Origin of the sequence: Agrobacterium sp. CMT1, from assembly GCF_037203725.1 — a bacterium.
GTDB classification, from domain to species: Bacteria; Pseudomonadota; Alphaproteobacteria; order Rhizobiales; family Rhizobiaceae; genus Agrobacterium; species Agrobacterium pusense.
Map to the genome: position 1 here is coordinate 246,661 of NZ_JBBCAR010000003.1, position 26,951 is coordinate 273,611.

At 58.8% G+C, this 26,951-nt stretch carries 25 protein-coding genes; 15 read left to right on the top strand and 10 right to left on the bottom strand.

Translation table 11 applies throughout. The annotated features are described in order from the left end of the window. Positions 1-128 precede the first annotated feature (128 nt). From bglA to WA845_RS06220, 3 genes are all read left to right on the top strand, one after another. The gene (bglA, locus tag WA845_RS06210) at positions 129-1,793 is read left to right on the top strand and encodes a beta-galactosidase BglA (protein ID WP_112554132.1); all 1,665 of its coding nucleotides are present in this window, start codon (positions 129-131) and stop codon (positions 1,791-1,793) included. Further along, the gene (aac(6'), locus tag WA845_RS06215) at positions 1,790-2,245 is read left to right on the top strand and encodes an aminoglycoside 6'-N-acetyltransferase (RefSeq protein ID WP_037089732.1); all 456 of its coding nucleotides are present in this window, start codon (positions 1,790-1,792) and stop codon (positions 2,243-2,245) included. The genes bglA and aac(6') overlap by 4 nt, the downstream gene beginning before the upstream one ends. Before the next feature lie 130 nt (positions 2,246-2,375). Further along, complete coding sequence (locus WA845_RS06220) at positions 2,376-3,062, top strand: hypothetical protein (RefSeq protein WP_337322231.1); 687 nt, start codon at positions 2,376-2,378, stop codon at positions 3,060-3,062. Between the two features lie 67 nt (positions 3,063-3,129). On the opposite strand, the gene ade is transcribed toward WA845_RS06220, so the two are convergent. Further along, positions 3,130-4,824 carry an adenine deaminase gene (gene ade, locus WA845_RS06225; RefSeq protein ID WP_112554128.1) on the bottom strand — a complete coding sequence of 565 codons (1,695 nt, stop codon included), beginning with the start codon at positions 4,822-4,824 and terminating at the stop codon, positions 3,130-3,132. Positions 4,825-5,100: 276 nt separating this feature from the next. Here ade and WA845_RS06230 point away from each other — a divergent pair, with 276 nt between their 5' ends. Beyond that, positions 5,101-6,045: an HD-GYP domain-containing protein gene (locus tag WA845_RS06230; RefSeq protein WP_035211098.1), complete on the top strand. Its 945-nt coding sequence runs from the start codon at positions 5,101-5,103 to the stop codon at positions 6,043-6,045. On the opposite strand, the gene WA845_RS06235 is transcribed toward WA845_RS06230, so the two are convergent. Next, complete coding sequence (locus tag WA845_RS06235) at positions 6,042-6,551, bottom strand: GNAT family N-acetyltransferase (RefSeq protein ID WP_112554126.1); 510 nt, start codon at positions 6,549-6,551, stop codon at positions 6,042-6,044. The genes WA845_RS06230 and WA845_RS06235 overlap by 4 nt on opposite strands. Then, entirely contained in the window at positions 6,551-8,740 is a 2,190-nt protein-coding gene (locus WA845_RS06240; protein WP_112554124.1) for an anthranilate synthase, read from the bottom strand. The genes WA845_RS06235 and WA845_RS06240 overlap by 1 nt, the downstream gene beginning before the upstream one ends. A gap of 282 nt (positions 8,741-9,022) precedes the next feature. Between WA845_RS06240 and WA845_RS06245 the strand changes: the two genes are divergently transcribed. Continuing rightward, positions 9,023-9,961: an extensin family protein gene (locus tag WA845_RS06245; RefSeq protein WP_112554122.1), complete on the top strand. Its 939-nt coding sequence runs from the start codon at positions 9,023-9,025 to the stop codon at positions 9,959-9,961. Between the two features lie 56 nt (positions 9,962-10,017). Here the strand turns inward: WA845_RS06245 and WA845_RS06250 are convergent, their stop codons facing one another. After that, the gene (locus WA845_RS06250) at positions 10,018-12,258 is read right to left on the bottom strand and encodes a TonB-dependent hemoglobin/transferrin/lactoferrin family receptor (RefSeq protein WP_337322232.1); all 2,241 of its coding nucleotides are present in this window, start codon (positions 12,256-12,258) and stop codon (positions 10,018-10,020) included. Between the two features lie 353 nt (positions 12,259-12,611). Here WA845_RS06250 and WA845_RS06255 point away from each other — a divergent pair, with 353 nt between their 5' ends. Beyond that, positions 12,612-13,133 (top strand): TIGR00645 family protein, encoded by a 522-nt coding sequence (locus WA845_RS06255; protein WP_004443046.1) that lies wholly within the window; start codon positions 12,612-12,614, stop codon positions 13,131-13,133. Between the two features lie 95 nt (positions 13,134-13,228). Then, positions 13,229-13,945, top strand: coding sequence for a helix-turn-helix transcriptional regulator (locus WA845_RS06260; RefSeq protein ID WP_337322233.1), 717 nt, complete (start codon positions 13,229-13,231; stop codon positions 13,943-13,945). Positions 13,946-13,975: 30 nt separating this feature from the next. Here WA845_RS06260 and WA845_RS06265 read toward each other — a convergent pair whose 3' ends face one another. The 3 genes from WA845_RS06265 to WA845_RS06275 form a co-directional block, all read right to left on the bottom strand. Then, positions 13,976-15,133 (bottom strand): DUF2333 family protein, encoded by a 1,158-nt coding sequence (locus WA845_RS06265; protein WP_004443043.1) that lies wholly within the window; start codon positions 15,131-15,133, stop codon positions 13,976-13,978. Positions 15,134-15,369: 236 nt separating this feature from the next. Next, positions 15,370-15,819 (bottom strand): pseudoazurin, encoded by a 450-nt coding sequence (locus WA845_RS06270; protein WP_037089744.1) that lies wholly within the window; start codon positions 15,817-15,819, stop codon positions 15,370-15,372. 111 nt (positions 15,820-15,930) lie between these two features. Further along, positions 15,931-16,512 carry a thymidine kinase gene (locus tag WA845_RS06275; RefSeq protein WP_022556726.1) on the bottom strand — a complete coding sequence of 194 codons (582 nt, stop codon included), beginning with the start codon at positions 16,510-16,512 and terminating at the stop codon, positions 15,931-15,933. A gap of 373 nt (positions 16,513-16,885) precedes the next feature. Between WA845_RS06275 and WA845_RS06280 the strand changes: the two genes are divergently transcribed. From WA845_RS06280 to WA845_RS06295, 4 genes are all read left to right on the top strand, one after another. Continuing rightward, complete coding sequence (locus WA845_RS06280) at positions 16,886-17,788, top strand: choline ABC transporter substrate-binding protein (protein ID WP_373887382.1); 903 nt, start codon at positions 16,886-16,888, stop codon at positions 17,786-17,788. Between the two features lie 187 nt (positions 17,789-17,975). Continuing rightward, the gene (gene choW, locus WA845_RS06285; protein WP_112554116.1) at positions 17,976-18,827 is read left to right on the top strand and encodes a choline ABC transporter permease subunit; all 852 of its coding nucleotides are present in this window, start codon (positions 17,976-17,978) and stop codon (positions 18,825-18,827) included. Next, positions 18,824-19,870, top strand: coding sequence for a choline ABC transporter ATP-binding protein (gene choV, locus WA845_RS06290; protein WP_004443032.1), 1,047 nt, complete (start codon positions 18,824-18,826; stop codon positions 19,868-19,870). The genes choW and choV overlap by 4 nt, the downstream gene beginning before the upstream one ends. A gap of 536 nt (positions 19,871-20,406) precedes the next feature. Beyond that, complete coding sequence (locus tag WA845_RS06295) at positions 20,407-20,727, top strand: ArsR/SmtB family transcription factor (RefSeq protein WP_003524068.1); 321 nt, start codon at positions 20,407-20,409, stop codon at positions 20,725-20,727. A gap of 128 nt (positions 20,728-20,855) precedes the next feature. Here the strand turns inward: WA845_RS06295 and WA845_RS06300 are convergent, their stop codons facing one another. Beyond that, complete coding sequence (locus WA845_RS06300; RefSeq protein WP_112554347.1) at positions 20,856-22,031, bottom strand: DUF3095 family protein; 1,176 nt, start codon at positions 22,029-22,031, stop codon at positions 20,856-20,858. 286 nt (positions 22,032-22,317) lie between these two features. On the opposite strand from WA845_RS06300, the gene WA845_RS06305 reads away from it, so the two are divergent. From WA845_RS06305 to queF, 4 genes are all read left to right on the top strand, one after another. Further along, complete coding sequence (locus WA845_RS06305) at positions 22,318-23,421, top strand: branched-chain amino acid ABC transporter substrate-binding protein (RefSeq protein WP_004443027.1); 1,104 nt, start codon at positions 22,318-22,320, stop codon at positions 23,419-23,421. Positions 23,422-23,488: 67 nt separating this feature from the next. After that, positions 23,489-23,890, top strand: a complete 402-nt coding sequence (locus tag WA845_RS06310) for a glyoxalase superfamily protein (protein WP_112554114.1) — start codon at positions 23,489-23,491, stop codon at positions 23,888-23,890. Positions 23,891-24,045: 155 nt separating this feature from the next. Beyond that, a complete protein-coding gene (locus tag WA845_RS06315) occupies positions 24,046-24,948 on the top strand; it encodes a cation diffusion facilitator family transporter (protein WP_004443025.1) in 903 nt (300 codons plus the stop codon). A 16-nt stretch (positions 24,949-24,964) separates the two neighbouring features. Beyond that, entirely contained in the window at positions 24,965-25,429 is a 465-nt protein-coding gene (queF, locus tag WA845_RS06320; protein ID WP_004430149.1) for a preQ(1) synthase, read from the top strand. 25 nt (positions 25,430-25,454) lie between these two features. Here queF and WA845_RS06325 read toward each other — a convergent pair whose 3' ends face one another. Together WA845_RS06325 and WA845_RS06330 are read right to left on the bottom strand one after the other, a co-directional pair. After that, positions 25,455-26,207: a DUF2076 domain-containing protein gene (locus WA845_RS06325; RefSeq protein WP_037089749.1), complete on the bottom strand. Its 753-nt coding sequence runs from the start codon at positions 26,205-26,207 to the stop codon at positions 25,455-25,457. Positions 26,208-26,307: 100 nt separating this feature from the next. Beyond that, the gene (locus WA845_RS06330) at positions 26,308-26,898 is read right to left on the bottom strand and encodes a HupE/UreJ family protein (protein WP_112554112.1); all 591 of its coding nucleotides are present in this window, start codon (positions 26,896-26,898) and stop codon (positions 26,308-26,310) included. Positions 26,899-26,951: the final 53 nt, after the last annotated feature.

The window sequence follows — 26,951 nt, forward strand, 5'->3', positions numbered from 1 at the left end:
ATGCGGCTTACGACGAGTGCGCGCTGCTGACAAGGTGGTTTTGGCCGTTTGTGCAGGTGCGAAGTTAAGGTTTACGCGGAGGCGGCGGCTTTATATTCTCTCCGTCAGACACGATCAGGAGATTGCCGATGACGTTATCCCATGCCCCGGTCCACAAACCCCAAGCGCAATCGGACTGGTGGAAGGGAGCGGTGATCTATCAGGTCTATCCGCGTTCGTTTCAGGACACGACAGGCGACGGCTATGGTGATCTCGCCGGCGTGACCAAGCGCTTGCCATACATCGCCTCGCTCGGTGTCGACGCAATCTGGCTTTCGCCCTTCTTCACCTCGCCCATGGCGGATATGGGCTATGACGTCTCGGATTATTGCAATGTCGATCCGCTGTTCGGCACGCTCACTGATTTCGATGCGCTGATGGCCGAGGCGCATCGTCTCGGCTTGAAGGTCATCATCGACCAGGTCATCTCGCACACGTCGGACCAGCATCCATGGTTCGTGGACAGCCGGGCGAGCCGGACGAACAGCAAGGCTGACTGGTATGTGTGGGCCAATCCCAAACCGGACGGCACGGCACCGACGAACTGGCTTTCAGTTTTTGGCGGGCCGGCCTGGGAGTGGGATGGCGTGCGCAAGCAATATTACATGCACAGCTTCCTGACGTCGCAACCGGACCTGAACTTCCACAATCCCGAGGTTCAGGATGCGCTGCTGGAAACGGTACGCTTCTGGCTGGATCGCGGCGTGGACGGTTTCCGGCTCGATACCGTCAATCACTATTTCCACGACAAGCTCCTGCGTGACAACCCGCCGCTGTTCGACGAGGAAAGCTTCGGGCTCGACGCTTCGGACGTCAACCCCTACGGCATGCAGGACCATCTTTATGACAAGACCCGGCCGGAAAATATCGGATTCCTGAAGCGCTTTCGCGCATTGCTCGATGAGTATGAGGGCCGCGCCACCGTGGGTGAAGTGGGTGACGGCGCGCGGTCGTTGAAGACCGTTGCTGCCTACACATCCGGCAACGACAAGCTCAACATGTGCTACACCTTCGACCTTCTGGGGCCGGATTTCACCGCCAAACACATCCGCGGGTCGGTCGAGACTTTCGGCAAGGTGGTGACGGACGGGTGGGTCTGCTGGGCCTTTTCCAACCATGACGTGGTGCGCCATCTCAGCCGGTTTTCGGAAGGCGCCGAAGAACAGACGCGGGTTGCAAAGCTTGCCATCTGCGTTCTCGCCAGCCTGCGCGGGTCCATTTGCCTCTATCAGGGCGAGGAACTTGGCTTGACGGAGGCTGAGCTGGCTTTCGCTGATTTGCGTGACCCCTATGGCATCCGCTTTTGGCCAGCCTTCAAGGGGCGCGATGGATGCCGCACGCCGATGGTGTGGGAAACAGGCAAGCAGAATTCCGGCTTTTCAACCGCTGACAAACCGTGGCTGCCGGTGCCCTATGCGCATGCCATGCACGCCGCGGATGCGCAGGAGCGCAGGCCGGACTCGATCCTGAACCATTACCGGGCGGTTCTGTCGTTTCGGAAAAGCCATGGCGCGCTGCGTGACGGGGACATGACGTTCCTGAAAACCAATCTCGACGTGCTAGCCTTCACGCGTCACAGGGGCGAGCATACGCTGCTTTTCGTTTTCAACCTGACGCGCAAGCCGGTGGAGTTTCCCATCCCCAGGGGCATGAACGTGACGACAATCCTGCCGATGCCGGGTTTCGAGCCGCTGTTTGATGGCGGCATCGTCAAGCTTGAGGGGCTGGACGTGTTTTGCGGGAGCGTTGAATGAGCGGGACTTTCGACGTCCGAAATGCTGGCGACTATCCGGACGACTGGTGCCTTCTGCGACACCGTCTCTGGCCCGATACGGCGCCTGAAGACCATCGGGCTGAGCTGCAGGACGTTTGCGAAACCGGGGCTGGATTTATCGTTCACGATCTTGACGGATCGGCCATTGGTTTTGCCGAGGTCAGCCTGCGGCGGGATTACGTCAACGGCTGCGATACGTCACCCGTGGCGTTTCTTGAGGGAATTTACGTGGAGGAGGCGTTTCGCAGGCAGGGCGTCGCCGCCCTTCTGGTGGAGCAGGTGACCCGATGGGCCATCGACCAAGGCGTCAGCGAACTTGCCTCCGATGCCGATATCGCCAATCTCAGCTCCCATCGCATGCATGCGGCCCTGGGATTTGAGGAAACGGAGCGCGTCGTTTATTTTCGCAGGTCGCTGATCCCGAGGCGATAAGCTGCCTGTGCTGATCCGCGAAGAGTCTCTGGCTGCGGGGCGGGTTGCCACCGCCGCATGTTACGTCATGGCTTTGTCTTAACGTCGTAACGAAGCTATTTAAGTATATTCATAATTTAGAATGTTTATATTGTCGTTTTTCCTCCGCATAAATAATGGTTTCGCATTTATTTCGGCTGTACTGCAAGTCTTGGGCAAGCTTTTGGCGTCAAACATCGTGTCCTGCATATTTCCATCACCACTCGTTAGTGAAGCAGGAATTGTCATGTCCGTTTCAATCAAGAATTTCAATCAGCCCAACAGCGGTAATACTAGATCCTCAGGCGGCAAAGCCAAGGCTGCCCTTCCGTCCATCCGGGATGTATTTCCTGCCGGGAAATCGGCGGCCCGCACATCCTCATCGACGCCAGCGGCAAAAACCTCTTCGTCCGACTATATCGCGTCGCCCGCTTTCATGCGGAATCTGAAAGCGAAGCTCTCGTTGGCTGGCGACGATCCGGCGCAATATCTGCGCGCCCGGGCAATGGTAGGCGCTCTCGAGCGCGGGGCCCTGCAGGTTACCAATCCCACTCAGGGTAAAACGATCAATGCGTGGGATCCCAACCAGAAAAAAGCAACGCCGACCACAGCTACCGATACCGCCAAGACCAACTGGGTCGACTTTCTCAATACTCAACTGAAGCGCAGCGAAGACGGTGCGCTTTCCAAGGACGGAAACGGGAGTTATGTCGAAAAGGCGACGGGAAAAAATGCCTATTTCGGCAGGGTCGCGGGCAAATATTATTATGTCACCTGGCCTGCGGAGACGAAGGCATGAGGCCGCGCCAGCGGCCTCAAAAACGGAGGCGAAGCGTTCTTCGCTGCCGCTAGTCGCCAAGCCACCATCAGATCAGCGCAAACCGGTCCACATCCACCATGCCCATGTCGGAAATCTTGAGATGGGGGATGACGGGCAGGGGCAGGAAGGCGACCTGGAGGAAGGGTTCTTCCAGCGTGGTGCCCAGCGCATAGGCTGCTTTTCTCAGGGTGTGCAGCGTATCGCGAACGGTCTCGTAGGGTTCAAGGCTCATCAGCCCGGCGACGGGCAAAGCGATTTCGCCTGTCACCCTGCCGTCTTCCACCACGACAAAACCGCCCTTGATTTCGCCCAGCCGGTTAGCGGCCAGCGCCATGTCGTCTTCGCTCACCCCGACAACGCAGATATTATGGCTGTCATGACCGACGGTGGAGGCGATGGCGCCCTTTTTCAGGCCGAAACCTTGAACGAAACCATTGGCATGGTTGCCGTTCATGCCGTGGCGTTCGATGACGGCGACCTTGATGATATCGTTTTCGAGATCGACGGTGGTCTGGTTGCCGTCCGTCGGCAGTCTGTAGCGACGGTGCTCGGTAATGATCTTGCCGGGAAGCACGCCCATGACAGGGCTTTCGCCTTCCGTGACCGGCACGCCAAAATGCGAGGCGAGCACGGGTCTTGCCTTGACGCTGTCGAGACCGACCGGTGCGACCGGTTTGCGCGTGGCAAAGAGCGCATCGTTGACGATCCGGCCGCCGGAAAGAACCATGCTGGCTTTGCAGCTTTCCAGGCTGTCGATCACCACGAGATCGGCGCGCCAGCCCGGCGCGACCAGGCCGCGATCGCGCAGGCCAAAGGCTTTGGCGGCGGAAATAGAGGCGGCGCGATAGATGGCGAGCGGTTCCACGCCGCTGGCGATCGCGGTGCGGATCATGTAGTCGAGATGGCCCTGTTCGGCGATGTCGAGCGGGTTGCGGTCATCGGTGCAGAGCGCCAGATAGGGCGACAGCCGCTCGGTTATGATGGGCATCAGGGCATGCAGGTCTTTCGAGACCGAGCCTTCGCGCACCAGAATGTGCATGCCCTTGCGGATTTTCTCCAGCGCTTCCGTTGCACTCGTGCATTCATGCTCGGTGCGGATGCCGGCAGCGAGATAACCGTTCAGCGCTGTTCCGGAAAGAAGCGGTGCGTGCCCGTCGATATGCTGACCCTGAAAAGCCTCCAGCTTCGCCATGCACACCGGGTCCTTGTGGATGACACCGGGGAAATTCATGAATTCAGCAAGGCCGATGACCTTCGGGTGGTTCCGGAACGGCAGCAGCTTTTCAATCGGCAGGTCGGCGCCAGCGGTTTCCAGGTGAGTGGCGGGCACGCAGGAGGAAAGCTGCACGCGGATGTCCATGATGGTTTCCATGGCGCTGTCGAGGAAGAACTGAAGCCCCTCCACCCCGAGCACATTGGCAATTTCATGAGGATCGCAAATGGCGGTGGTGACGCCATACGGCAAAACGCAGCGATCGAACTCATGCGGTGTCACCAGCGACGATTCGATATGGAGATGCGTATCGATGAAACCGGGGACGACGATTTTGCCGGAAATATCGATTTCCCGGTAACCCTCATAGCTTTCACCGGTTCCCACGATCGTATCGCCACAAATGGCGATATCCGAGGCAACGAGTTCTCCGGTGACGAGATCGAAGAAGCGGCCGTTCTTGAGAACCATGTCTGCCGGTTCACGGCCCGTACCCTGGTCGATGCGCTTTTCAAGTCTGGAATTCATGCGGCTTTCTTCGGCTCCTGATTTACGTCGTATGCGAGAATCTTCATTATTTACATTCGAGGGTTGTTTCTGGATCTATTCGAATTGATTCTTTGAGTTTTAAATATATCGAGAGTAAAAAATTTTCATATTTGTGGTATCTAATCTTCAAGGTTCAAGTTTAGGCGGGATTGGGAAGGCTTGACTTCACCTTTATAGTTCATCCGGTTGTACGCCGGCATTTTTACGAATTGCGGTTTTAGGTTATATTCCCGGGAAGGAAAATAAAAGCGTCTGATGCTCAAACGAATTTCCACCCAGCAACTGACACTTGGCATGTTTATCGAAGCGGTCGAAGGAACGCTTTCGAATCAGGGATTTTTAAAGCGGCACCGCTTTCTTTTGCGGCAGGAGGAATTGATGCGGCAATTGAAATCAAGCGGCGCTGAAAGCATCATCATCAACACGGCCAGGGGATACGATACCGAAGGCGGCAGGCGTTCGGCTGCGGTTTCGCTGGCGCCGGACAATTGCCCGGAAACCATTGCCGCCGTAACCCATGCGGTCCGATCAGCCGCAGGCACTATTTCCGAGACCTTTGCTTCCGCAGAAGCCGGCGGCCTTGTGTCGCTGAAGGGCATGGCGGCGGCGGCGGGCAAGATTTCCGATGCCGTACAGTCGAACCCGGCGATCTTCATCGGGGTCACCCGCCTGAAATCGAAAGATGAAACGACTTTTGTGCACTCGGTTTCCGTCAGCGGGCTGATGATCCTCTTCGGTAATTATCTCGGGCTCGACCGCGGAACGGTCGATCTGCTCGGCGTCAGTGGCCTGCTGCATGATATTGGCAAGGTGGAAATCCCCTCGTCCATTCTCAACAAGGCGGATGGGTTGAGCACCGACGAACGCAAAATCATCAATCTCCACCCGGCATTCGGGCGGGAAATATTGTCGCGAAACGAGCAGATGCCTGAGATGGTGCTTGATGTCTGCTTCAATCATCATGAGCGAATTGACGGCGGCGGTTATCCCAGCGGGCGTGCCGGCAGCGAGATCAGCCTTTACGCGCGTATCGCGGCCATCTGCGACGTTTACGACGCCGTGACTTCGGTCAGACCCTACAAGAAGCCATGGACGGCGAATGACGCGCTGACCTGGATGCTGCGTCGGGAGGGACATTTCGACCTGCAGCTGCTGAAGAAATTCGCGCTTTGTATTTCCGCTGCGCTGCCGAGGGGTTAGTTGCCGAGGATGATCGCCATGTTCAGGCTGTCGATATAGCGCCCGTCGATCAGAACGGCATCGCGGGCCCGGCCCTCATGCACAAAGCCGATTTTTTCGTACAGCGCTATGGCTCTGGCGTTGTCCGCATGCACGCTCAGCTCGACACGATGCAGCCCGCATTGACGGGCGGAATCGAGCGCTCGCCGCATCAGCTGCGCGCCAAGTCCCTTGTCACGGTAGGCTGGTAGGATACCAATGCCGAGTGTGCCGCAATGGGCGCGGGTTACTCTGTCCTGGCGGCGAATGTCGCACCAGCCCGCCACTTCGCCATCCGAAACTGCAACGAATTGCGGATGGTTGTTCTCGATCATGTCGAGAACGAAGGCGCGCACCGCATCGAGCGGCGGCGCCTCCAGGAAGCTCAGATATTTCCGCTCGCGCGATACCGCATCGAGCGCACGGTGAAAGCTCTCAACGTGCTCCGCCCGTATCGGCTCGATGTTGGTGGTATCGGCGGCAGCCATCACGCGGCTTTCGTCTTCGCCTTGCGGGTGAGATGCACCACCACGTTCTCGATCATGCGCATGCCGGCGTCTTGGCCAAGCGTCATGATCGATTCCGGGTGGAACTGAACGGCAGCCACGGGTTCCTTGGCATGTTCGATGCCCATAATCGTGCCGTCCTCGCTTTCGGCCGTGATGATGAAATCACGCGGCAGGGTGGAGGGGTCGGCAAAGATCGAGTGGTAACGGCCAACGGTCACTTCCTTGCCGAGACCGGAGAAGACGAGGCCCGGTTCCAGCACGCGGATGCGCGAGGGTTTGCCATGCATCGGCACCGCAAGCTGGCGAAGCTCGCCGCCATAGGCTTCCGCCAGAGCCTGAAGGCCGAGGCAGACGCCGAAGACCGGCAATTCGCGGGCGCGGGCCGCCTTGATCGTCGCCTTGCAGTCGAAGTCCGTCGGGCTGCCCGGTCCGGGGGAAAGCACGACGAGATCGGGCTGGAAGCGATCGAATACGTCGGCTGCGACCGGCGATCTGACGGTGGAGACGGTCGCACCGGTCTGGCGGAAATAATTCGCCAGCGTGTGGACAAAGCTGTCTTCGTGATCGACAAGCAGGATCTTCACGCCAGTACCGACCTTGGCCGCATCGCGCTTGGTGGAAGCGGCGTTGGTGGCTTTCGCGTCGCGAATGGCTGATATCATGGCGGACGCCTTGAGTTCGGTTTCGGCTTCTTCTTCCTGCGGATTGGAATCGTTGAGCAGGGTCGCACCCGCACGCACCTCGGCAATACCGTCCTTGATCCGGATGGTACGCAGAGTGAGGCCTGTATTCATGTCGCCATTGAAACCGACCATGCCGATCGCACCACCATACCAGGCGCGCGGGCTCTTTTCATGGCCTTCGATGAAGCGCATGGCCCAGAGCTTCGGTGCGCCGGTGACGGTCACGGCCCAGGCGTGGCTGAGGAAGCCATCAAAGGCGTCCATATCGTCCCGAAGGCGGCCTTCAATGTGGTCCACCGTGTGGATGAGGCGCGAATACATCTCGATCTGGCGGCGGCCAATGACCTTGACCGAACCGGGTTCGCAGACGCGGCTCTTGTCGTTGCGGTCCACATCCGAACACATGGTCAGTTCGGACTCATCCTTCTTCGAGTTGAGCAGTTTCAGGATCTGTTCGCTGTCGGCAATCGGATCATCGCCGCGCTTGATGGTGCCTGAGATCGGGCAGGTCTCGATGCGGCGGCCGGAGACGCGCACGAACATTTCCGGCGAGGCGCCGACCAGATATTCCTGATGGCCGAGGTTGATGAAGAAGGAGTAGGGGGACGGGTTGATCGCCTTCAGGCGGCGCGAAATCGCCGACGGGTTGCTTTCGCAGCGTTCCATGAATTTCTGGCCGGGGACGACCTCGAACAGATCGCCGCGGCGGAAGCTTTCCTTGGCCTTCACGACAAGTTCGGAATATTCGCCGGGACGGTGATCGCCCTTGGGCGGGATCGTATCGGTTGTCTTGAAGGGATCGGGTGCTATGTCGGAGGACTTGCCGTCCGTCGTCACGCCGCCCTTTTCGAAGTCGTAACGGTCGATCCAGGCCTTGGCGGAATAGTGATCAACGACCAGGATTTCATCGGGTAGGAACAACACCATGTCGCGCTGGTCTTCCGGGCGCGCCAGCGACAGTTTGATGGCGTCGAACTGGAAAGCGAGGTCGTAACCAAAGGCGCCGAACAGGCCGATTGCCGAATCCGCGTTCGAATAGAAGAGGTCGACTATGGCGCGCAGCGCAGTGAAGACGGTCGGGATTTTTGAGCGTTCTTCTTCGGTGAAGACGCGGTCCGGTTCGTTGACGGTAAGATCAAGACGACGCGTGGTGGAAGCGCCGAGCGTGAGATCGGGCGTCGCCTTCAGCTTTTCGGTGATGAAGGAAAGCAGTACTTCGCCGCGGCCATTATAGGCCTCAATCCACACCTTGCGGCCAAAACAGGAAATTCCGAGCGGCGGGTCGATGATGGCCGTGTCCCAGCGCGTGTAGCGGCCGGGATATTCATAGTTGGACGAGAAAACCGCGCCGCGATGGGAATCGAGCTTTTCGACATAATTGTCGATGGCGTTCGCATAATCGGCAGGCCGGCGCTTTCGGCTGACCTTGATGCCGCCTTTCGTCTCGTAGGTTTCCGCTCCGTCATCCTGAATGATCGTTACCATTTCTTTCGCACTTCCCGTTGTTCAGGCCCGATGACAGGCGGCAAGATAACAAAAAAGCCGCCTGAAAATTCGGGCGGCTTGGACTTTGTCTGAAGACATGACTGGTCAAGGCCGCGTAAAGCTGCTCCACCACCAGTTAGCAATGTTCTTAGACACGATGTTCATGCGAAAATTGTTAGCGTGCACGATCCGCCTTGGCAAGCGGATTTCGGCAAGGGAATGAACCTTACGGGCCGCCGCGGCGTTGCACCCCTGCCGAAACGGTCAGGAGTGCCCCGTAAAATGCTTCATCGCCTGTGTCTTCTGGTAACCACCCTCGCACTGATTTCTGCCTCAGAACCGCCGGCGCAGGTGTCGGTGCCGCAGCCGAAACCGGGTGAGGGGCAGTCCTCCACCCCCTCGGAAAAGCCATCCGACGAGACGCCGCAAAGGCCGGCGGAACCACCCAAACCTGTTCCCAAGCCGCAGCCCGAGGAGAAGCCGGTCGCGAAACCCGATGCTTCCGGAAACCAGCAATCCGATGGTGAAAAGACACCCGCAGACAAGGGTTCCGATGACGCCAAGAAGGAAGGCGAGGACAAGGATGGCGTGGAGCAGAAGAAACCGACTGTCGAAACGGCGAAACCTGACGAGAAGCCACCGGAGCCGGTGAAGCCGGAGGACCCGGCCGCACTCCAGGCATGTCTTGCCTCGTTGAAGGAGATTGGCGCCGAGTTCAAACCTCTTGAGCCGATCCGCGATACGGAACAGGGGTGCGGCATCGACGCGCCTGTCGAGCTTTCCGTGGTTCTGCCTGGCATCAAGCTTGAGCCATCTGGAACCATGCGCTGTGAAACCGCGCTTGCGCTTTCACGCTGGACCAAGGAGATGATGGTGCCGGCGACGGCTCTCGCTTTCCCGGACAGAAAGGTGACGGCGATCGCCAACGCTTCGACCTACATTTGCCGCAACCGCAACAGCGCGGAAAACGGCAAGATTTCCGAACATGCCAAGGGCAATGCCGTGGATATTTCCACCATTTCCTTCGATAAGGGCGAGCCGCTGGTGATGAAGCCGCGCGGTGAGGACGGGACGCCGGAGGGTGCTTTTCAGCGCACGATTACCGCTGCCGCCTGCCTGTTTTTCCGCACGGTCCTTTCGCCCGGCAGCGATGCTACCCATCAGGATCACCTGCATCTCGACGTGCTGGAGCGAAAAGGCGGCTATCTCTATTGCCGCTGACAAAAAGGGGCGACCCGAAAGGCCGCCCGACTGGAGTTGATGCTTCCGCCCCGGATTTAGAACTTCTGGGTCAGGGAGATTTTGAAGGTGCGGCCTGCTTCCGTGTAGAAGTCGACCGGCTGATTGACCGTGCTGACCGAATTCGGGTTCACGTCGCGGACGCCGACGGCATTCCAGTATTTCCTGTCGAACAGGTTGTAGATGCCGGCCTGGATGCGCAGGCCCTTGGTCTGCTCGGGTTCCCACCAACCGGTCAGGTTGAAGACGCCGTAACCGGGGGCGTCGAAAGTGTTGGCCACCCTGTCGTCACGCATGCCGGCGGAAAAAACGCCCGTCAGTTCCGTGCCCCAGACATCCTGCGCATAGCCGACGCCGAGGACGGACTTGAACGGTGCCACCGTGCGGATGAACTCGTTGGTGTCGGTGTCCTTGCCATAGGCGTAGGCGAGCGAGGCGTGGGCGAAGAAGCCGTTTGCCAGATCCTTGCGGACCTTGGCCTCCACACCGGAGATTTCGACGTTGTTGCGGTTGCGATAGGTAAACAGCGATCCGTTGCCCCTGCCGCCGAAGCCGGGGAAGAGCGTTGTCGAGGTCGTATATTGTTCGATGAAGTTCTTGTACTTGTTGTGGAACAGCGTCAGGCTTCCCGTCAGGTCGCCGGAGGCGTAGTTCGCACCGATCTCGAAACCGTTGCTGGTCTCGGGATTGAGGGCGGAGTTGCCGACAACAGCGTAACCGGAGCTAACGTTGGAGAAGTTCAGATACAGTTCGTTGATCGTGGGGGCACGATAGGCCATCGACCATTGTGCGAAAAGCTGTAGTTCGGGCGTGACATCATAGGTGGCAAGAAGCTTCGGCGAGAAGCGCGAGCCGCTATTGCCGCTCGGCAGGCCGAATGTTCGGTAGCCGCTGTTGCTGGAAACGGAGCCATCGGGATCGTAATCGTAGGAATCGAAGCGCAGGCCGGGGGTCAGTCGGAAGCCGTTGCCGAAGGCGATTTCGTCATCGAGATAGAGGCCGAGGCTCTTGCCGCTCACGTCAGGCATGTCCGATTGCGACGATGAGGTCGAACCGGCCGTATTGGCGAAAAGCTCCTGGCTGAAATCTGTGGTCATGGCGTTGCCGCCGAAACGGACGGTGTGCTGCACGCCGCTAAGCTCGAACCCGGATTCCAGGCCGCCGACGATACCGAAGGCGCTGTTGCGCATGCTGTCTTCGCGAATATAGAGGGAATTATTGGTCAGCCGGTCGCCGGCGCCGGATTCCTTGGAGAGGCGCGTCCAGTAGAGCGACAGATTGGCGGCATCGATCATGCCGTCAGTCGAGGGCGCCTCGTATTCATAATCAAGCGAGACGCGGTCGCGCTCAGTGTCCTCGTAACCGCGGTAATCACCGATGCGATAGGTCGAGCCCGATACGCTGACACCCTGAAGGGTTTTCATGTCGCTGCGGTCTCTCAGCGAATACCGTTCGGCAGTAAGTCCTATGCGGTGGCCACCTTCCAGATCCTGGCGGATCTTGAACATCAGGTTGCTTTCATAGGTGTCGGCGGGGTTGGGCTTGGTGCGACGCGTGCCGTAGATGTCTGCCGTACCCTTGTTGTCCGTTTCATTGCCGCGTTTGTAGGAACCCTGGAAAAGGACCGAGGTGTTCTCGATCTTCCTGGCGACGGCGAGCGATCCGCCCACGCTTCTGTCCTCGCTGTCATAGGTGGTCTTGGCGACACCGCCCCAGTCCCTGCCTTCACCGATCAGGTCCTCCGGCTCGAGCGTGCGCAGCACCAGCGCGCCGCCGAGAGCACCGGAGCCGATGCGGCTGGAATCGGCGCCACGCACCACATCAACGGTCGAAAGCGATGAGAAATCAAAGCTCGAATTCGTATTGCTCAATGTGGTGGTGGCCTGACCCTGCCGGGCGAAGTTTTCGAAGAAGGGAACGGGAATATTGTCGATCAAGGTGACGACGCGTGCGCCACCGAGGCCGCGAATGAACAGGCCGCCGGGCCGGCCGGGTTTGGCGTCGACGTAATCGACACCCGGTTCCGTGCTGTTGCCGAGGTCCTTGATGCTGCCGATGTCCTTCTTGCGGATGTCTTCCGCAGTCGTCTGGCTCGCCAGCGGGGTGTCGGCTACGGCATTGGCGCTTTTGACGCGCTTGCCCTTGACGACGATTTTTTCGAGCGTGGTGGTGCCATTGGTACCGGAAGCGGCATCCTGTGCCTGTGCGTGGCCGGTCAGGGGCAGAAGAGACATGGCGGTGCAGAGAAGCAGCGCGGAATGCGTGCGTGAGATGGACATTGATTACCCCCGAATATGCGCGCACAGGAGCTACGGCGCGCAAAAACGCGCCGCGCTCAGGCGCGGCTGGATATGTTCTGATTGGTTACGGGCGAGCCGATAAGCGAGGACTAAAAAACATGACGATAACTGTCAACATATTATATATGACTTTTTGCATCATGTTTTAAAGCGGGGCGCTATGTTGCAAAAATATTACGTTTGCGGGCCGCGGCCAAAAAAGATGGGTCAGGGCGAAAACGCCACGATGCGGTCAAAGTGCCGACATTGATGCTTGCTACGATCTTCGCGGCCAGTTTACTTGGCGAAAGAAAGCATACCCGAAAATAACAGTTAAATAATCGGATACGGAAATGAAGTCTCTTGAACTGCTCGTCGAGCGGATCATTCTCTCCAGCCGCTGGCTGCTGGTCGTTTTTTATCTCGGCCTGGTCGCGGCGCTGGCTGTCTACGCTTTTTCTTTCGCGCTCAAGTTTCTGAAAGTTGCGAAGAACGTTTTTACCTACGACGAAGCCGACATGATCCTTGCCATGCTGGGCCTGATCGATGCGGCACTCGTCGCCAGCCTGATCGTCATGGTGATGATTTCCGGTTACGAGAACTTTGTCAGCCGTTTCGACGATGCCGATGCGGAGGTTTCGTTTCTGGGCAAGCTTGATGCCGGAAGCCTGAAAATCAAGGTCGCGTCGTCAATCGTGGCCATTTCGTCCATTCACCTGCTGCAAATCTTTCTCAATGCCAATCAGTACTCGGACAGCAAGCTGATGTGGTTCACGATCATCCATCTGGCTTTTGTCGCCTCGGCGGTCATGCTTGGTTTCCTGGAGAAACTGATGGCCAAGCCGAAGGACAAGGCCGAAAAGCCGGTGCTTTAGCAGGGTAATCCAGACGATATGAAGGTCGCAACCCCGTCATGGCCACGCATTTTTTCGCTCCTGGCGTCAAGACCCGGCGCGGAGAAGGGGCGTGAATGGTGAAGACGGAGCGTCAGGCGAGGCTATGCGATGATCTGTCGGCTGCTGCCGACAAGTCCCAATGGCTGGAGGCGCTGCAGGAAGTGATGCACGCTTTCGGTTACGCCTATGTGACCCTGCTGCTCCTGCCCGGCGGCCAAAATGCCTATGGCTTGCCGACGGTCATTGAAAGCAGCCTGCCAATCTGGGTCGTGAATGCGATGACCAGCGACGGTGCGCTCGGGGATTTTCCCGTCATCAGGCGCGGCGCATCATCGATGATGCCGCAATATTGGTCGTTGCAGGACCCGGACATTGCGTGTGAAACGCTTCAGGATGCCGTATCCTCCGTGCGCAGCATGGGCATTACTTCGGGTCTCATGGTCCCGGTACACGGCATGAACGGCAATCGGTATCTGATGAATTTCGCAGGCGATCGCGATAACCTGCAACAGGCCGCGCTGAACGAGCTGGGCATGATCGCGCTACATGCGCTGGAGGTCTATGACCGGCTTTGCCGCACCGGCTCCAGAGGGCCTTCACCGCTGACGAAGCGGGAACTCGACGTGGTGCGCTGGACGGCGCAGGGGAAGACCTCGGTGGAGATTGCCGAGCTTCTCTCCATCTCGGAACATACCGTCAACGCCTATATGAACAACGCCATCCGCAAGCTCGACTGCGTGAACCGCACCCAGCTGGTGGCCAAGACCATACGCCTTGGCCTGATCGTCTGATCGGTCCCGCCCTTCGGGGAAACCTGCGCCTTATCGGTCGAGAACCGAGCGAAGCTCGACGAGATTGGAGCGAACCCGCAAAACGTAAAATCCCATGGTTGCCAGGTGCGACGGCATGATCCAGCCGCTCTCCTCACCATTGGAGATGATCGCCGGCTGGATGCGCAAGGCTGCGCGGGTCTGCAGGAGCGTGTCGTTCCACAGGTTCGTGAGGTTGCGTTCGCGGATGACCTGCGCGAAGTCGGATCCGGCTGCGGAAAGTACGCCATAATAACCGTAGAGCTGGCCATAGGCGAACCAGAAACGGTCGTCGGCGCGGGTATCGAACCAACCGCCATTATAGTTTTCCGAACGCTCACGCAGGATGGCCGATGTCGAGCCGATATCGCCGGCAATGCGGTCGATGAACTGGATCAGGTTGTCGGCGCGGGTGTCGAAGACGGCCTTGCAGGCGACGAGCTCGCCATTGAAGGCCTGGAAGCTGCGGATCGCGGCGCGGTAATAGCTGGGGGTCGGCGTCTTCGGGCCGAAAGGATCGAGACCGAAATACCAGGAATATTCGCTGAACTGCATATTGCCACGCGCTTCCTGGAGGTTGTTGTTGATGCCCGATGTCCCGCGCACGCGCCCGAGCGTATCCACCAGCTCCACCGAGGTGCGGCGCACGGCCTGGTTCACGCCGCGCTGGAATGAAGCCTTGTTGTCGAGAAACGGTGTGCTATCCCAGTCCATGCCGAAGAGACCGAGGCGATAGAGCAGCATGGAGGAAATCCATGCATTCTGGTTGACGTTGAAATCGGTGAGATCGGCGGCAGCGTCAACGATGGCCGAGCGCTGGCACACCGGCGCGGATGTGTTGGCGGCTGCACCGGTTGCGCCAGCGGGCGACGTCGGGGAGGCGGCCGGCAGTTCCTGTCCGGGCGGCACGGTCCGTTCAGCAAGCTTGTAACGGGAAATGTAATCCGGATCGAAATTGCTCCAGACCTGCGTTTGCCAGACGAAATATCCGTAGAAGCCGGCAAGCAGGATGAGAACCAGAGCGATCGGGCCCTTGATGAGCCAGTTGCGGCCGCTGTACCAGCCATGGGCGGCCATGAAGGGCCATAAAAGCCAGGCGACGAGAAGACCGGCGGCCCTGCCGATGGCACTGAAGGCTGCCTGAATCGTGGCGGTGATCCGGTCTATCATGTCGTCATAGTCTCCTCTGCCCGTGGGGCTGGATGCCGGAATAAAACCGCCATCCGGTGGGGCGCCCTTCGGCGCCTGGTCGGACTCCGGTCATTTACTGTCCTGCAGATATGTCCCGGTCAACCGGGATACAACATGATTGCGAAACTTTTCTCAACCTGCGGTCCGCGCCCGCCGCCATCGCTCTCCATACGGACTGCGACGTAACGGCCGCCGCGGAGCCGGAGGGCAAACAGTCAGAGGCCGAGCCTGGCGATCTCCTCATTCAGCCGGTCGCGTGCCTTTTTCGGCAGTTTGCCGCTCTTGACGGCATCGAGGTTGGCCGGCACGGCGTCGCCCACGACAACGAGCGCGACCATGCCCATGCCGAGATGCGGCGTGCATTTGACGACGTAGGCGCCTTCCTTCTCGACCGTCAGCTTCACCGCCTCGTTCATCTTGCCCTTGAACTCGGAAACCCCCTCGGGGATCATATCCTTCACGGCTGCCGCGTCATGGCCCTTGTCCACCGGAATGAAGGTGATGACGTCACCTACGGCAGCCTTTACGGTTGCGGGCTCGAAGACCATCGCCTGACCATCGCTGCCCTTGTTGAGCATCTTCACTTCGATTTCGGCAGACAGGGCGGGGAAGGCAAAAAGTCCAGCAATGACGAGGCTGGCAAATCCGGCAATTTTGTTCTGCATAATTTTGCTCCTGAGAGAAAGCACATCCAAGCGGATGTCCCCGCCGTTCTAGCGCAGGAGCCGGGCGGTCATCTTTGCGAAAAATCAAATGCGGCAACCGGACGCAGCCGCTCAGCCGCCGTTGAACGCCTCCACCCAGTGGCGGCGGCAGAAGGAAACATATTTTTCGTTGCCGCCTACCTCAATCTGCGCGCCTTCCGTGACGACATTTCCTTCATTGTCGAAGCGGGCCACCATCGTCGCCTTGCGGCCGCAATGGCAGATGGTGCGGATTTCGCGAAGCTCGTCGGCAATCGCAAGCAGTTCTTTCGAGGCAGGGAAGAGCTTGCCCTGGAAATCCGTGCGCAGACCATAGGTCATGACCGGGATGTCCAGCCGGTCGACAATCTCGGCAAGCTGCCAGACATGGTGTTCTGAGAGGAAATTGGCCTCGTCGACGAAAACGCAGGCGACGGGCGCCTGTACATGCAGGGCCGATACTTCAGCGAACAAATCTGTATTCTCATCGAAGGTCAGGGCGTCGGAGGACAGACCGATGCGCGAGGCGACACGGCCGACGCCGCCGCGGTCGTCAAACGCGGCCGTGAAGATCAGCGTGCGCATGCCGCGCTCCTGATAATTATAGGACGCCTGCAGCAGCATGGTCGATTTGCCGGCATTCATCGTCGAATAATTGAAATAGAGTTTTGCCATTATCCACTCCCGGAGCGCCTTCGCGCCTTTCGGACGCCTCGCAACCTCACGAAACGGCGCGCCGGATTTCACCAGGCGATCACAAAGCCCGGTCCGATGCCGCATCAGGCGTCTTTTGACGAGGAAGATGTGGATTGAAAAGTGCGCAGGCGCGAAAAACACAGATTTCTGCGGTCTGCGTTTTCCCATTTGCAGGTTCGAATCCCGACGTTTTTGCCGTTTTTGTCGCAAACGGGCGGGCCAAAGCACGCAAATGCACGCGAGTTGATTGTGGCCGGAAGATATTGATAATGGCAAGGGAACGAAAAAAAGGGAGCAAACAATGTTTGCAAATAGACGTCGCTGTCTGGTTCTGGCCGCAGCAATCTCCTCCATGACGTTCAGCGCGGCCGGTGCCGCCGAACCGGCAAGCTGCGGCACGGTGCGGTTTTCCGATGTGGGCTGGACCGACATCACTGCCACAACGGCCACCGCCACGGTACTACTGAAAAGCCTCGGCTATGAAACCGACGTCAAGCTTCTCTCTGTTCCCGTTACCTATACATCCCTAAAAAACAAAGACATAGATGTCTTCCTCGGCAACTGGATGCCGACCATGGAAGGGGATATCGCGCCTTACCGCGAAGACAAATCGGTCGAAACGCTGCGGGAAAACCTGACCGGCGCCAAGTATACGCTGGCGACCAACGCCAAGGGTGCCGAACTCGGCATCAAGGATTTCAAGGACATCGCCACGCACAGCGACGCGCTTGGCGGCAAGATTTATGGCATCGAGCCCGGTAATGACGGCAACCGCCTGATCCTCGACATGGTGGCGAAGGATACATTCGGATTGAAGGCGTTCGAAGTCGTCGAATCCTCCGAGCAGGGGATGCTGTCGCAGGTCGCCCGCGCGGAAAAATCCGGCGAGCCGATCGTTTTCCTCGGCTGGGAACCGCATCCGATGAATGCGAATTTCAAGCTCACCTACCTGACGGGCGGCGATGAGGTCTTCGGTCCCAACTTCGGTGGTGCGACGATCTACACCAATGTTCGCAAGGGTTATGTCGAGGAATGCCCCAATGTCGGCGCCTTCCTCAAGAACCTGCAATTTTCCCTGCCCATGGAAAACGAGATCATGGGCAAAATCCTGAATGACGGGCTTGAGGGCGAAGCTGCCGCCACCGCATGGCTGAAGGCCAATCCGGCTGCGGTCGAGCCCTGGCTCGCCAACGTCAAGACCAAGGATGGCAGCGCCGACGCCCTGCCCGCCGTCAAGAAGGCGCTTGGCCTTTAAAACGCAAGACTATGCATGACTGTATCCGGCCTGTGCGACAGGCTGGATGCAGCGGGAAATATCGATGCCCATGCATGACCTTGCCCGCGCATTTTCAACGCATTGCAGGTCATGCGCCAGCACCGCGTCCGGCCGCCGTCTGCCGGTCGTTGTTTCTGCATTTGTTTAAGAAAGGTCTTTTCTTACCGTGGAATGGCTCAGCGCTCCTGAAAACCGCCTGCCCGTCGGCCGATATGCCAAGGAGGCCATCGACTGGCTGACCGGCAATCTCGCTTTTTTCTTCGATTGGCTTTCCTTCATTTTCCAAAGCGTCATCAACGCCCTGCTTTATGTGCTCCAGGCGCCGCATCCGCTGGTCATCGTGGCGATTATCACGGCGCTTTCGGCCTGGACGCGACGCTCGATCGGCATGCCCGTCTTCACCGCACTCGGCCTGCTGCTCATCATCAATCTCGGCTATTGGAAAGCGACGACGGAGACGCTGGCGCTGGTGATCGCCGCCAGCGCCGTGTGCATGATCATCGGCATACCGCTTGGCATATTGGCGGCGAGGCGCAAATGGATCTATGCCGGCATGCGCCCGGTGCTGGACCTGATGCAGACCATCCCCACCTTCGTTTATCTCATTCCGGCGCTGGTGCTGTTCGGCCTTGGCATGGTTCCGGGGCTGATCGCCACCGTCATCTTCGCCATTCCGGCTCCGGTGCGGCTCACACGCCTCGGCATTGTCTCCACGCCGCCGGCGCTGGTCGAGGCGGCCGTCGCCTTCGGAGCAACGCCGTCGCAGGTGCTGCGCAAGGTGGAGCTGCCCTTCGCCGCGCCGCAGATCATGGCCGGTCTTACCCAGACGATCATGCTGTCGTTGTCGATGGTGGTCATTTCCGCGCTTGTCGGCGCCAATGGTTTGGGCGTGCCTGTCGTGCGCGCCTTGAACACCGTCAATATCGCCATGGGCTTCGAGGCGGGATTGTGCATCGTCATACTGGCGATCGTTCTTGACCGGCTTTTCCGCCTTCCCGGTACGGAGGATGATCTATGAGTGACGCCATCATCTTCGGAAATGTCGATATCGTCTTTGGCGACCGGCCCGATGCCGCGCTGCCGATGATCGACAGGGGCAGTACGCGCGACGAGATCAATGCCGAGACCGGGCTGGTGCTCGGTGTCGCCAATGCATCGCTGTCGGTGAGCGAAGGCGAGATACTCGTGCTTATGGGGCTTTCCGGCTCGGGCAAGTCGACGCTGCTCAGGGCCGTCAACGGGCTTGCGCCCGTGGTACGCGGCAATGTGGGGGTGAAGACCAAGACCGGCTTTGTCGATCCCTATCGCTCAACGGCCAAATCGCTCCGCGACCTGCGCATGCATACGGTTTCCATGGTGTTCCAGCAATTCGGTCTTCTGCCATGGCGTAACGTGGCCGACAATGTCGGTTTCGGGCTCGAGCTTTCCGGCGTACCGGAAGCGGAGCGCAAACGCATGGTGGCCGAGCAGCTCGAACTGGTCAATCTTTCCGCCTGGGCCGACCGCAAGGTGGGAGAGCTTTCCGGCGGCATGCAGCAGCGTGTGGGACTGGCGAGAGCGTTTGCCACCGGCGCGCCGATCCTGCTGATGGACGAACCATTCTCGGCGCTCGACCCCCTTATCAGAAGCCGCCTGCAGGATGAGCTTCTCGAATTCCAGAGCCGGCTGAAGAAAACGATTCTCTTTGTCAGCCACGATCTGGATGAGGCTTTCCGCATCGGGAATCGTATCGCCATGATGGAAGGCGGACGCATCATCCAGTGCGGGACGCCGCAGCAGATCGTCAAGCAACCGGCCACGCAATATGTCGCGGATTTCGTGCAGAATATGAACCCGATCTCCATGCTGACCGCTGCGGATGTGATGAAGCGGGGCGTAGATGAACGCAACGGCCAGATGACCGTCGCGGCCACCGCCCGCCCGTCATCCCCCCTGATCGACATTCTCGATGCGCTGGCCAAACATTCCGGCGCAATCGGTGTCGTCGACAATGGCGCGATCGTCGGCACGATTTCCGCTGACGAAGTCGTGGCAGGGCTGACCCGTCATCGCAAAAAATAACTGGCTTTTGCCAGGAAACAAAAGGGACCTCCCTCACCGGGGGTCCCTTTTGTTTTTCCGCAGATATTCCGGGCAAGTTACCTTCCCCCTGTTGGAAAGAGTATCTTTGACATCATAAGTTATGCATGAAAATTATTACTAATAAAAACCATATTGCAAATTTCGAGAAAATTGCGCAAAGTAAAACTAGATTCTGTAGCGCGTTGCTAAATTTAAGGTGGTATAAGCTTAAAGCCTCAAAATCGGTCGCGGGTTATGGTGATTTGGGAGCTGAAATTTTTATCATTTGTTGCTTATGAATACTTATTCTAATACATGTTTTTATTGTAAATGTGATAAAAATCAGGCAGAACGCCGATATTTTAGGTGAAGTGTCTTAGATGGATAATTAGTGAAGAATAGTCTTTGAAAGGGACACGATATAAGCAAGATTTAGGTATATACAACGTATCCACCGAATTATAAAAACACCTTTTGGAACACCTATAATAGCCACCATGACCGTCTTTCCGACTGTCATCAGGAGACTTGAGCGTATGGATAACCAATCTCTGTCGGAACATAGCATCGCCGCTGCAGACTTGCTCTCAGCGATGGCGAATCCCAAGCGCCTGATGATCTTATGCACGTTGGTGGATACGGAAGTGCCGGTCGGTGTTCTCGCCTCTCAGGTTGGTCTCAGCCAGTCCGCTCTTTCGCAGCATCTTTCGAAATTGCGGGCCCAGCGGCTGGTAAAGACACGACGGGATGCGCAGACCATCTATTATTCCAGCAACTCCGAATCCGTTAAGAAAATCCTGGCCTCCCTTGAGGAAATTTATTGCCAGGCGCAGAAGAGCAGCAAGACAGCCGCCTGATCCGGGGCCGTCAGGCCTCCGGCAGCATTGAATTGAAACCGGCGCTTGACGCCGGTTTTTCGTTTGTGAGTTACCTGACCGGGCGGGTGATCCCGCAAGGAGCGCGCTGGTCTTTGCGCCGGGTGCGATCAGCGGGCGGGCCCAGCCTGCATCTGCTGCTTGAGCAGGCTTGCTGCAGCCGCATATCCGCCGTCAGCGCCGTCCACGAAATGCATGTGATCCCGTGAAAGCGGGGAGGGTACGATACAGGTCATCAATGCGGCGTCCTGCTCATGCAGGCCGAAATAACAGCTTCCAGACAGGCGGCCTTGCTCCAGCCGGTCGCGAATTTTTTCGAGCCTTGCGGCGTCGATGTCCACAGTCATCTTCAAACCGTCGTCGAATTTCCTGAAATCGGTATTGCTGGCGACGGAGCGCCGATAGCGCTCCGCATTGAACCGTCCGAGCGAAAGACCCGTCAAGCCGAGCAAATTGATAAGCAGGGTCTCGCCGAGAATACGGGACGAACGGCGCAACTGGCCCCAGACGTCGCGATGGGCCGCTCCTGCGCGTGCCTCGAGATTCAGTCCCTCCCGCACGAAACCGAGCTTCGGGCCCTCCTCAGGCACGGGGTGGCCATGCCTTCCGTCCTGCTCGGCCAGATCGACAAGATCGGTAACAAGCTTGCGGAATGCCGGCATGTCCCGCGACGGCCCCGGCACCGCTATGATGGATACAACCTTGCCACGGGTCGCCGGAATGGGATTCCAGCGGCATGAGAGGCCGGTCAGATCCGGGCGTTCGCCTGCGGCTGCGGTGGGCAGGATATAAAGGCCTTCCTTCATCCGTGCTTCAGCCCAGCTATTGCCGCCACCTGAAAACATCGCATAGGATACATCGTCGCTTGCCTGAAAACGCGCGACGCGCACATCGAAGCCATTCTCACGAATATCCTCAACCGGAACCAGCGCTACCCGCATCGTAAGGTCGAGATCGTCCTTCACCCAACGCTGAACGGAAGAAAGAGCGGCGCTGGCAAGCGGCAGCCCGCCCGGGGGCACGGTGACGGCGGCGCCATCGCCGCCGAAAACGAAGGGCAGGTCGTGACGTCCGAGACTGTTCGATACACCGGAAATGACAGCCGCGCCGGCCATGTTCACCGCCTTGTATCGGCCGGTCTGGATCGCCGCCGTTGAATCGACGATATCGGCGATGGCGACCCCCCATCCCGGTGGCAGGGCACGATAAAGCGCCGGATCAACCACGTCCTCAAAGCGCTGGAAAACGGGCAGGCCTGTCAGAAATTCGTCATCTGCTGTGATCATGCCGCGATTATCCTCCAGCGGCGGCCGAACGCCAAGCATTTCCATGGGTCGATACCGTGCTTTGGAGTGATAGGATCATGGCCCGCTTCGCGTTTGATTTACCTCTAATAGACCTAATCCAGCAAAGGTGACTTGCATAGATCATCAATCCTTCCGTATGAGTTGAGTGGAAGGCTCGGAATTCAAAAATGGAACGAGTTTTCGCCGGGAGGCGTCCGATAGTTTCATTCGGTCGGCGCCCATGGCGCTCACCGGGTCCCGCGACCCCCTTTAAGGAGACACCAGGATGAAACTGAAGACATTGACCAGCGTGACGCTTGCAGCGTCCTTCGCATTCGCACCCCTTGCCCATGCCGAAATCGTCATCGGCCTGATTGCGCCGCTTACCGGTCCTGTCGCCGCTTATGGCGACCAGGTCAAGAACGGCGCCCAGACGGCAGTCAATGAAATCAACAAAAAGGGCGGCATCCTCGGCGAACAGGTCGTGCTGAAGCTGGCCGACGATGGCGGCGAGCCGAAGCAGGGCGTTTCGGCCGCGAATCAGCTGGTTGCCGAAGGCATTCACTTCGTCGTCGGTCCGGTGACGTCCGGCGTCGCCATTCCCGCTTCGGACGTCTTTGCCGAAAACGGCGTGCTGATGGTGACGCCGACGGCGACTGCGCCGGGCCTTACCAACCGCGGCCTTTCCAACGTCTTCCGCACCTGCGGTCGCGATGACCAGCAGGCCGAGGTTGCGGCGAAATACGTTCTCGCCAACCTCAAGGACAAGAAGGTCGCCATCATTCACGACAAGGGCGCTTACGGCAAAGGCCTGGCAGATGCCTTCAAGGCGACGCTGAATGCCGGCGGCGTGACCGAAGTTCTCTACGATGCCCTGACGCCGGGCGAAAAGGACCTCGGCGCGCTGACGGCACGTCTGAAGTCCGACAATGCCGAAATCATCTATTTCGGCGGTTACCATCCGGAAGCCGGTCTTCTGGTGCGCCAGTTGAAGGATATCGGCTCCAAGGCTGCCGTTATCGGCGGTGACGGCCTGTCGAACAGCGAGTTCTGGAACATCGGTTCGCAGGCTGGCGAAGGCACGATCTTCACCAATGCTTCCGACGCGCTGAAGAACGCTGATTCCAAGGCTGCCGCGGAAGCGCTGAAGGCCGCCAACATTCCGGCGGAAGCCTTCACGCTCAACGCTTACGCGGCTGTCGAAGTCCTGAAGGCCGGCATCGAAAAGGCTGGCGCCAAGGATTCCGAAGCGGTTGCCAAGGTTCTGAAGAGCGGTGAAGCCTTCCCGACCGCAATTGGCAAGGTCACCTATGGCGAAAGCGGTGACCTGACCTCGCAGACCTTCTCGCTGTTCAAGTGGCAGGACGGCAAGATCGTCGCAGCCGAATAAGCTGACCTTACCGGCCGCACCTGTTGCGGCCGGTTTCATTTTATGGCCTGAAGAAGGTGAAGGCAGCATGGCCGATGCCGGGACGCGCATAGACGGAGATATCGCTTTCGAGCGGATATTCCCCATCCTCAGGATGTTCGACGAGGCCAAGGCACGGGAGTTCTATATCGATTTTCTCGGTTTCGAGGTCGACTGGGAACACCGCTTCGGCGAAAATTTCCCGCTCTACATGCAGATTTCACGCGCGGGGATGGGTCTTCATCTCAGCGGCCATCATGGCGATGCGACACCGGGCTCGAACATCTTTGTCACGATGCACGGCGTTCACGCCTTTCAGCGCGAACTGGCAGCGAAGGATTATCGCTTCATGAAGCCGGGTGTCGAAGAGTTGCCATGGGGCGACGTGATGGAGGTGACCGACCCCTTCGGCAACCGCATCCGTTTCTGCGAACAGAAAAGCCGGCCATGAGGCCTTGAAGGCCGCTACGGCTCTTGACCTTTGCCATGGTTTGAACGATAGAACGCGCAAATTGCGAACCGCGCGCACGGGTACCCCCGTGCGCGCGGTTCGTGCGTTTTGGGACTTGATGATGCAATTCGTTCGCATCCGCACGGGGACAGAAAATGAACGTTGAAGGCAATGCGCTGGTCAGGAAGCTCGCATTCTGGGGCATTCCGCTTTCTTTCGGTGTACTCGGCCTCAAGCTTGTGGCCTGGTGGGTTACCGGCTCGGTCGCGCTGCTGTCCGACGGTCTGGAATCGACCGTCAACGTGGTCGCGGCTTTCATCGCCTATTTCGTCATTCGTTATGCGCAGAAGCCCGCCGATGACGACCACCAGTTCGGCCACCACAAGGCGGAGTATATTTCCGCTGTTGTCGAAGGGGTGTTGATCGTTGTCGCCGCCCTGCTGATTGTGCAGGAGGCCTGGGGCGCTCTCTTCAATCCGAGACTGCCGGAAGCGCCGGTACTTGGTCTTGCCATCAATGCCGCGGCCGGGATCATTAACGCTGTCTGGGCGACAATATTGATCCGCGTCGGCAAACAGCATTCTTCGCCGGCGCTTGCGGCCGACGGCCACCACATCATGTCTGATGTCGTGACATCGGCAGGCGTACTTGTCGGCCTCGTCCTGGCATTGCTGACGGGCTATGCCATTCTCGATCCCGCGCTTGCCATTCTCGTGGCCGTCAACATTCTGTTTCAGGGCTCGAAGGTCATCCTGCATTCGCTTGGTGGCCTGATGGATCGGGCAGTGGAGCCCGAGGAGGATGAGGCGATCAAGAAGGCGATCGCAGCCAATTCCGGTGGCATTATCGGTGTCCATGATCTCAGAACCCGCCGCGCCGGTTCGGCCGCCTTCATCGATTTTCACGTCGTCGTACCGGCGATCATGACGGTGCGTGAGGCGCATGATATTTGCGACCGCCTTGAAGATGCCATAAGGGACGTCATACCGGGCGCCAGCCTTGCCATTCACGTCGAGCCGGAAGGCGAAAAGGCGCATGGCGTCAAAGTGATCGTTTAAAAAACAGGAGTTTTCCATGTCCGTGACGGATGTTTCCGGCCTGTCGCAGCTGGGCACGAAGGTCGATACGCCAGAGAGCCCTGAAAAGGCCGTTCTCGAAAAGGTGCCCAACGGCAATGCCGGCACCGATTATGTCGTGCGCTTTACCGCGCCCGAATTCACCTCGCTTTGCCCGATGACCGGCCAGCCGGATTTCGCCCATATCGTCATCGATTATATTCCCGGCGACTTTCTGGTGGAATCGAAGTCGCTGAAGCTGTTCCTGCAGTCCTTCCGCAACCATGGCGCATTCCATGAGGATTGCTCGGTCTATATTGCCAAGCGCCTTGTGGAATTGCTGCAGCCGAAGTGGCTGCGTATCGGCGCCTACTGGTATCCGCGCGGCGGCATTCCGATCGACGTGTTCTGGCAGACCGGACCGGCGCCCGAGGGCGTGTGGCTGCCGGATCAGGGCGTTGCCACTTATCGCGGCCGCGGCTGATCCGGCTCCTTAAAGGATAAAAAGTTCAGGCGAACGAGCTGTCGTCGCCTGAATCGAAATCAGCATCATCGGCGCTGTCGTCGTAATCGGCCTGCTGGATATCGTCGTCATTGTTATCCTGCGGGTTCGCGCTGTCACCATAATAGTTGTTGATGACCGTTTCTTCGACTGGCGCATTGCCAGTGCCGCTATTGCCGCCGAAGGGCGAGCCGAGACCGAGCGACGACATGTGGCTTCCGAAGATGCCGCTCAGCGAATTCGCAAGCAGCATGCCACCTGCAACGCCGGCTGCGGTGCCAAGCGCACCTTGCAGGAAACCGCCGCCAGATCGGCCGGCTGCTGCCGGCTGCTGACCCCACGGTCCACCGGGCTGCTGCTGGGCTGCCTGCGATCCCCACGGACCGGTCGTCTGGCCAGCGGTATCGTTGCGCCACGAGGCCGGCGCGGCAGCAGCAGGTGCTGGTGTCGGAGCTGGCGGCTGCGGCTGGCCGCTGCCGAAGATGGAACTGAGAAAGCCGCCCTGCGCTGCGGCCTGAGGGGCCGGGTTGGCGCTTTCCAATGCGTGGATGCGCTCTTCGAGCTGCTTGATATGGGCTGCTGCCGCTTCCAGTCCCTTCTCCTGCACGATCACCGCCTGAGCGAGATAATAGGGAGCTTCGGGCTGATCGCGCACGGCGTCTGCGATCAACGTTTCCGCCTCGCGGTCACGCGGGGTGGCGGATGCGGCCTTGGTTCTTTCGAACAGGCCCTTGAGAAGCTGGCTTTCTTCCGGTGACATGTGCTGCCTCCTTACCGTGAAGCGAAATTCTACGATAAGGAGGTAGGCCACAATTTTGGCTTTTCAAAGCGGTCCGAATTTTAAATTTCGGTAATGATCCTCAGCCGCCGAAAGCGAGCGAGAGGCCCGCAATCGCCGTGAGCGCGCCAACCGTGCGGCTGGCGACCGAGCCGAAGCGGGTGATGCCGAGACCGAGGGCGATGCCGGCAAGGTGCAGGATGGCGGTGGCGATCATGAAGCCGATGCCGAATTGCAGCGCGCCCGCGCTGCCGAGTTCGCCGCCATGCGCATGGCCGTGGAAAAGCGCGAAAGCGCCGACAACGGCCGCGGCTGCTGCGGTGGGAAGCTTTGCCGCCATGGCGACCAGAAGGCCAAGGCCGATGACGGAGGCGAGAATGGCGGGTTCGACGAAGGGCAGGTCGATGCCGTAAACCGCCATCAGGAAGCCCACAGCCATGGTGCCGACGAAGGCGGCGGGCACGATCCAGAGCGCCCTTCGGTCACTTTGCGCGACAGCAATCTGGGAGGCCCAGATGCCGACCGCCACCATCGCCAGAATATGATCCGCACCGAAGAAGGGGTGAGACACACCGGCCATGAAGGAGCCGTGTTCTTCCGGGTTCAAATGCGCGAAAGCGGGCAGGGTGGTAAGGCCGAGCGCGGCGGCTGCAAGGCTTAGTCTTTTCAGCATGGTTCCCTCTTAAGATTATCGCCGCTCACCTGCTGTCTTGGGGTTCCGCAGCG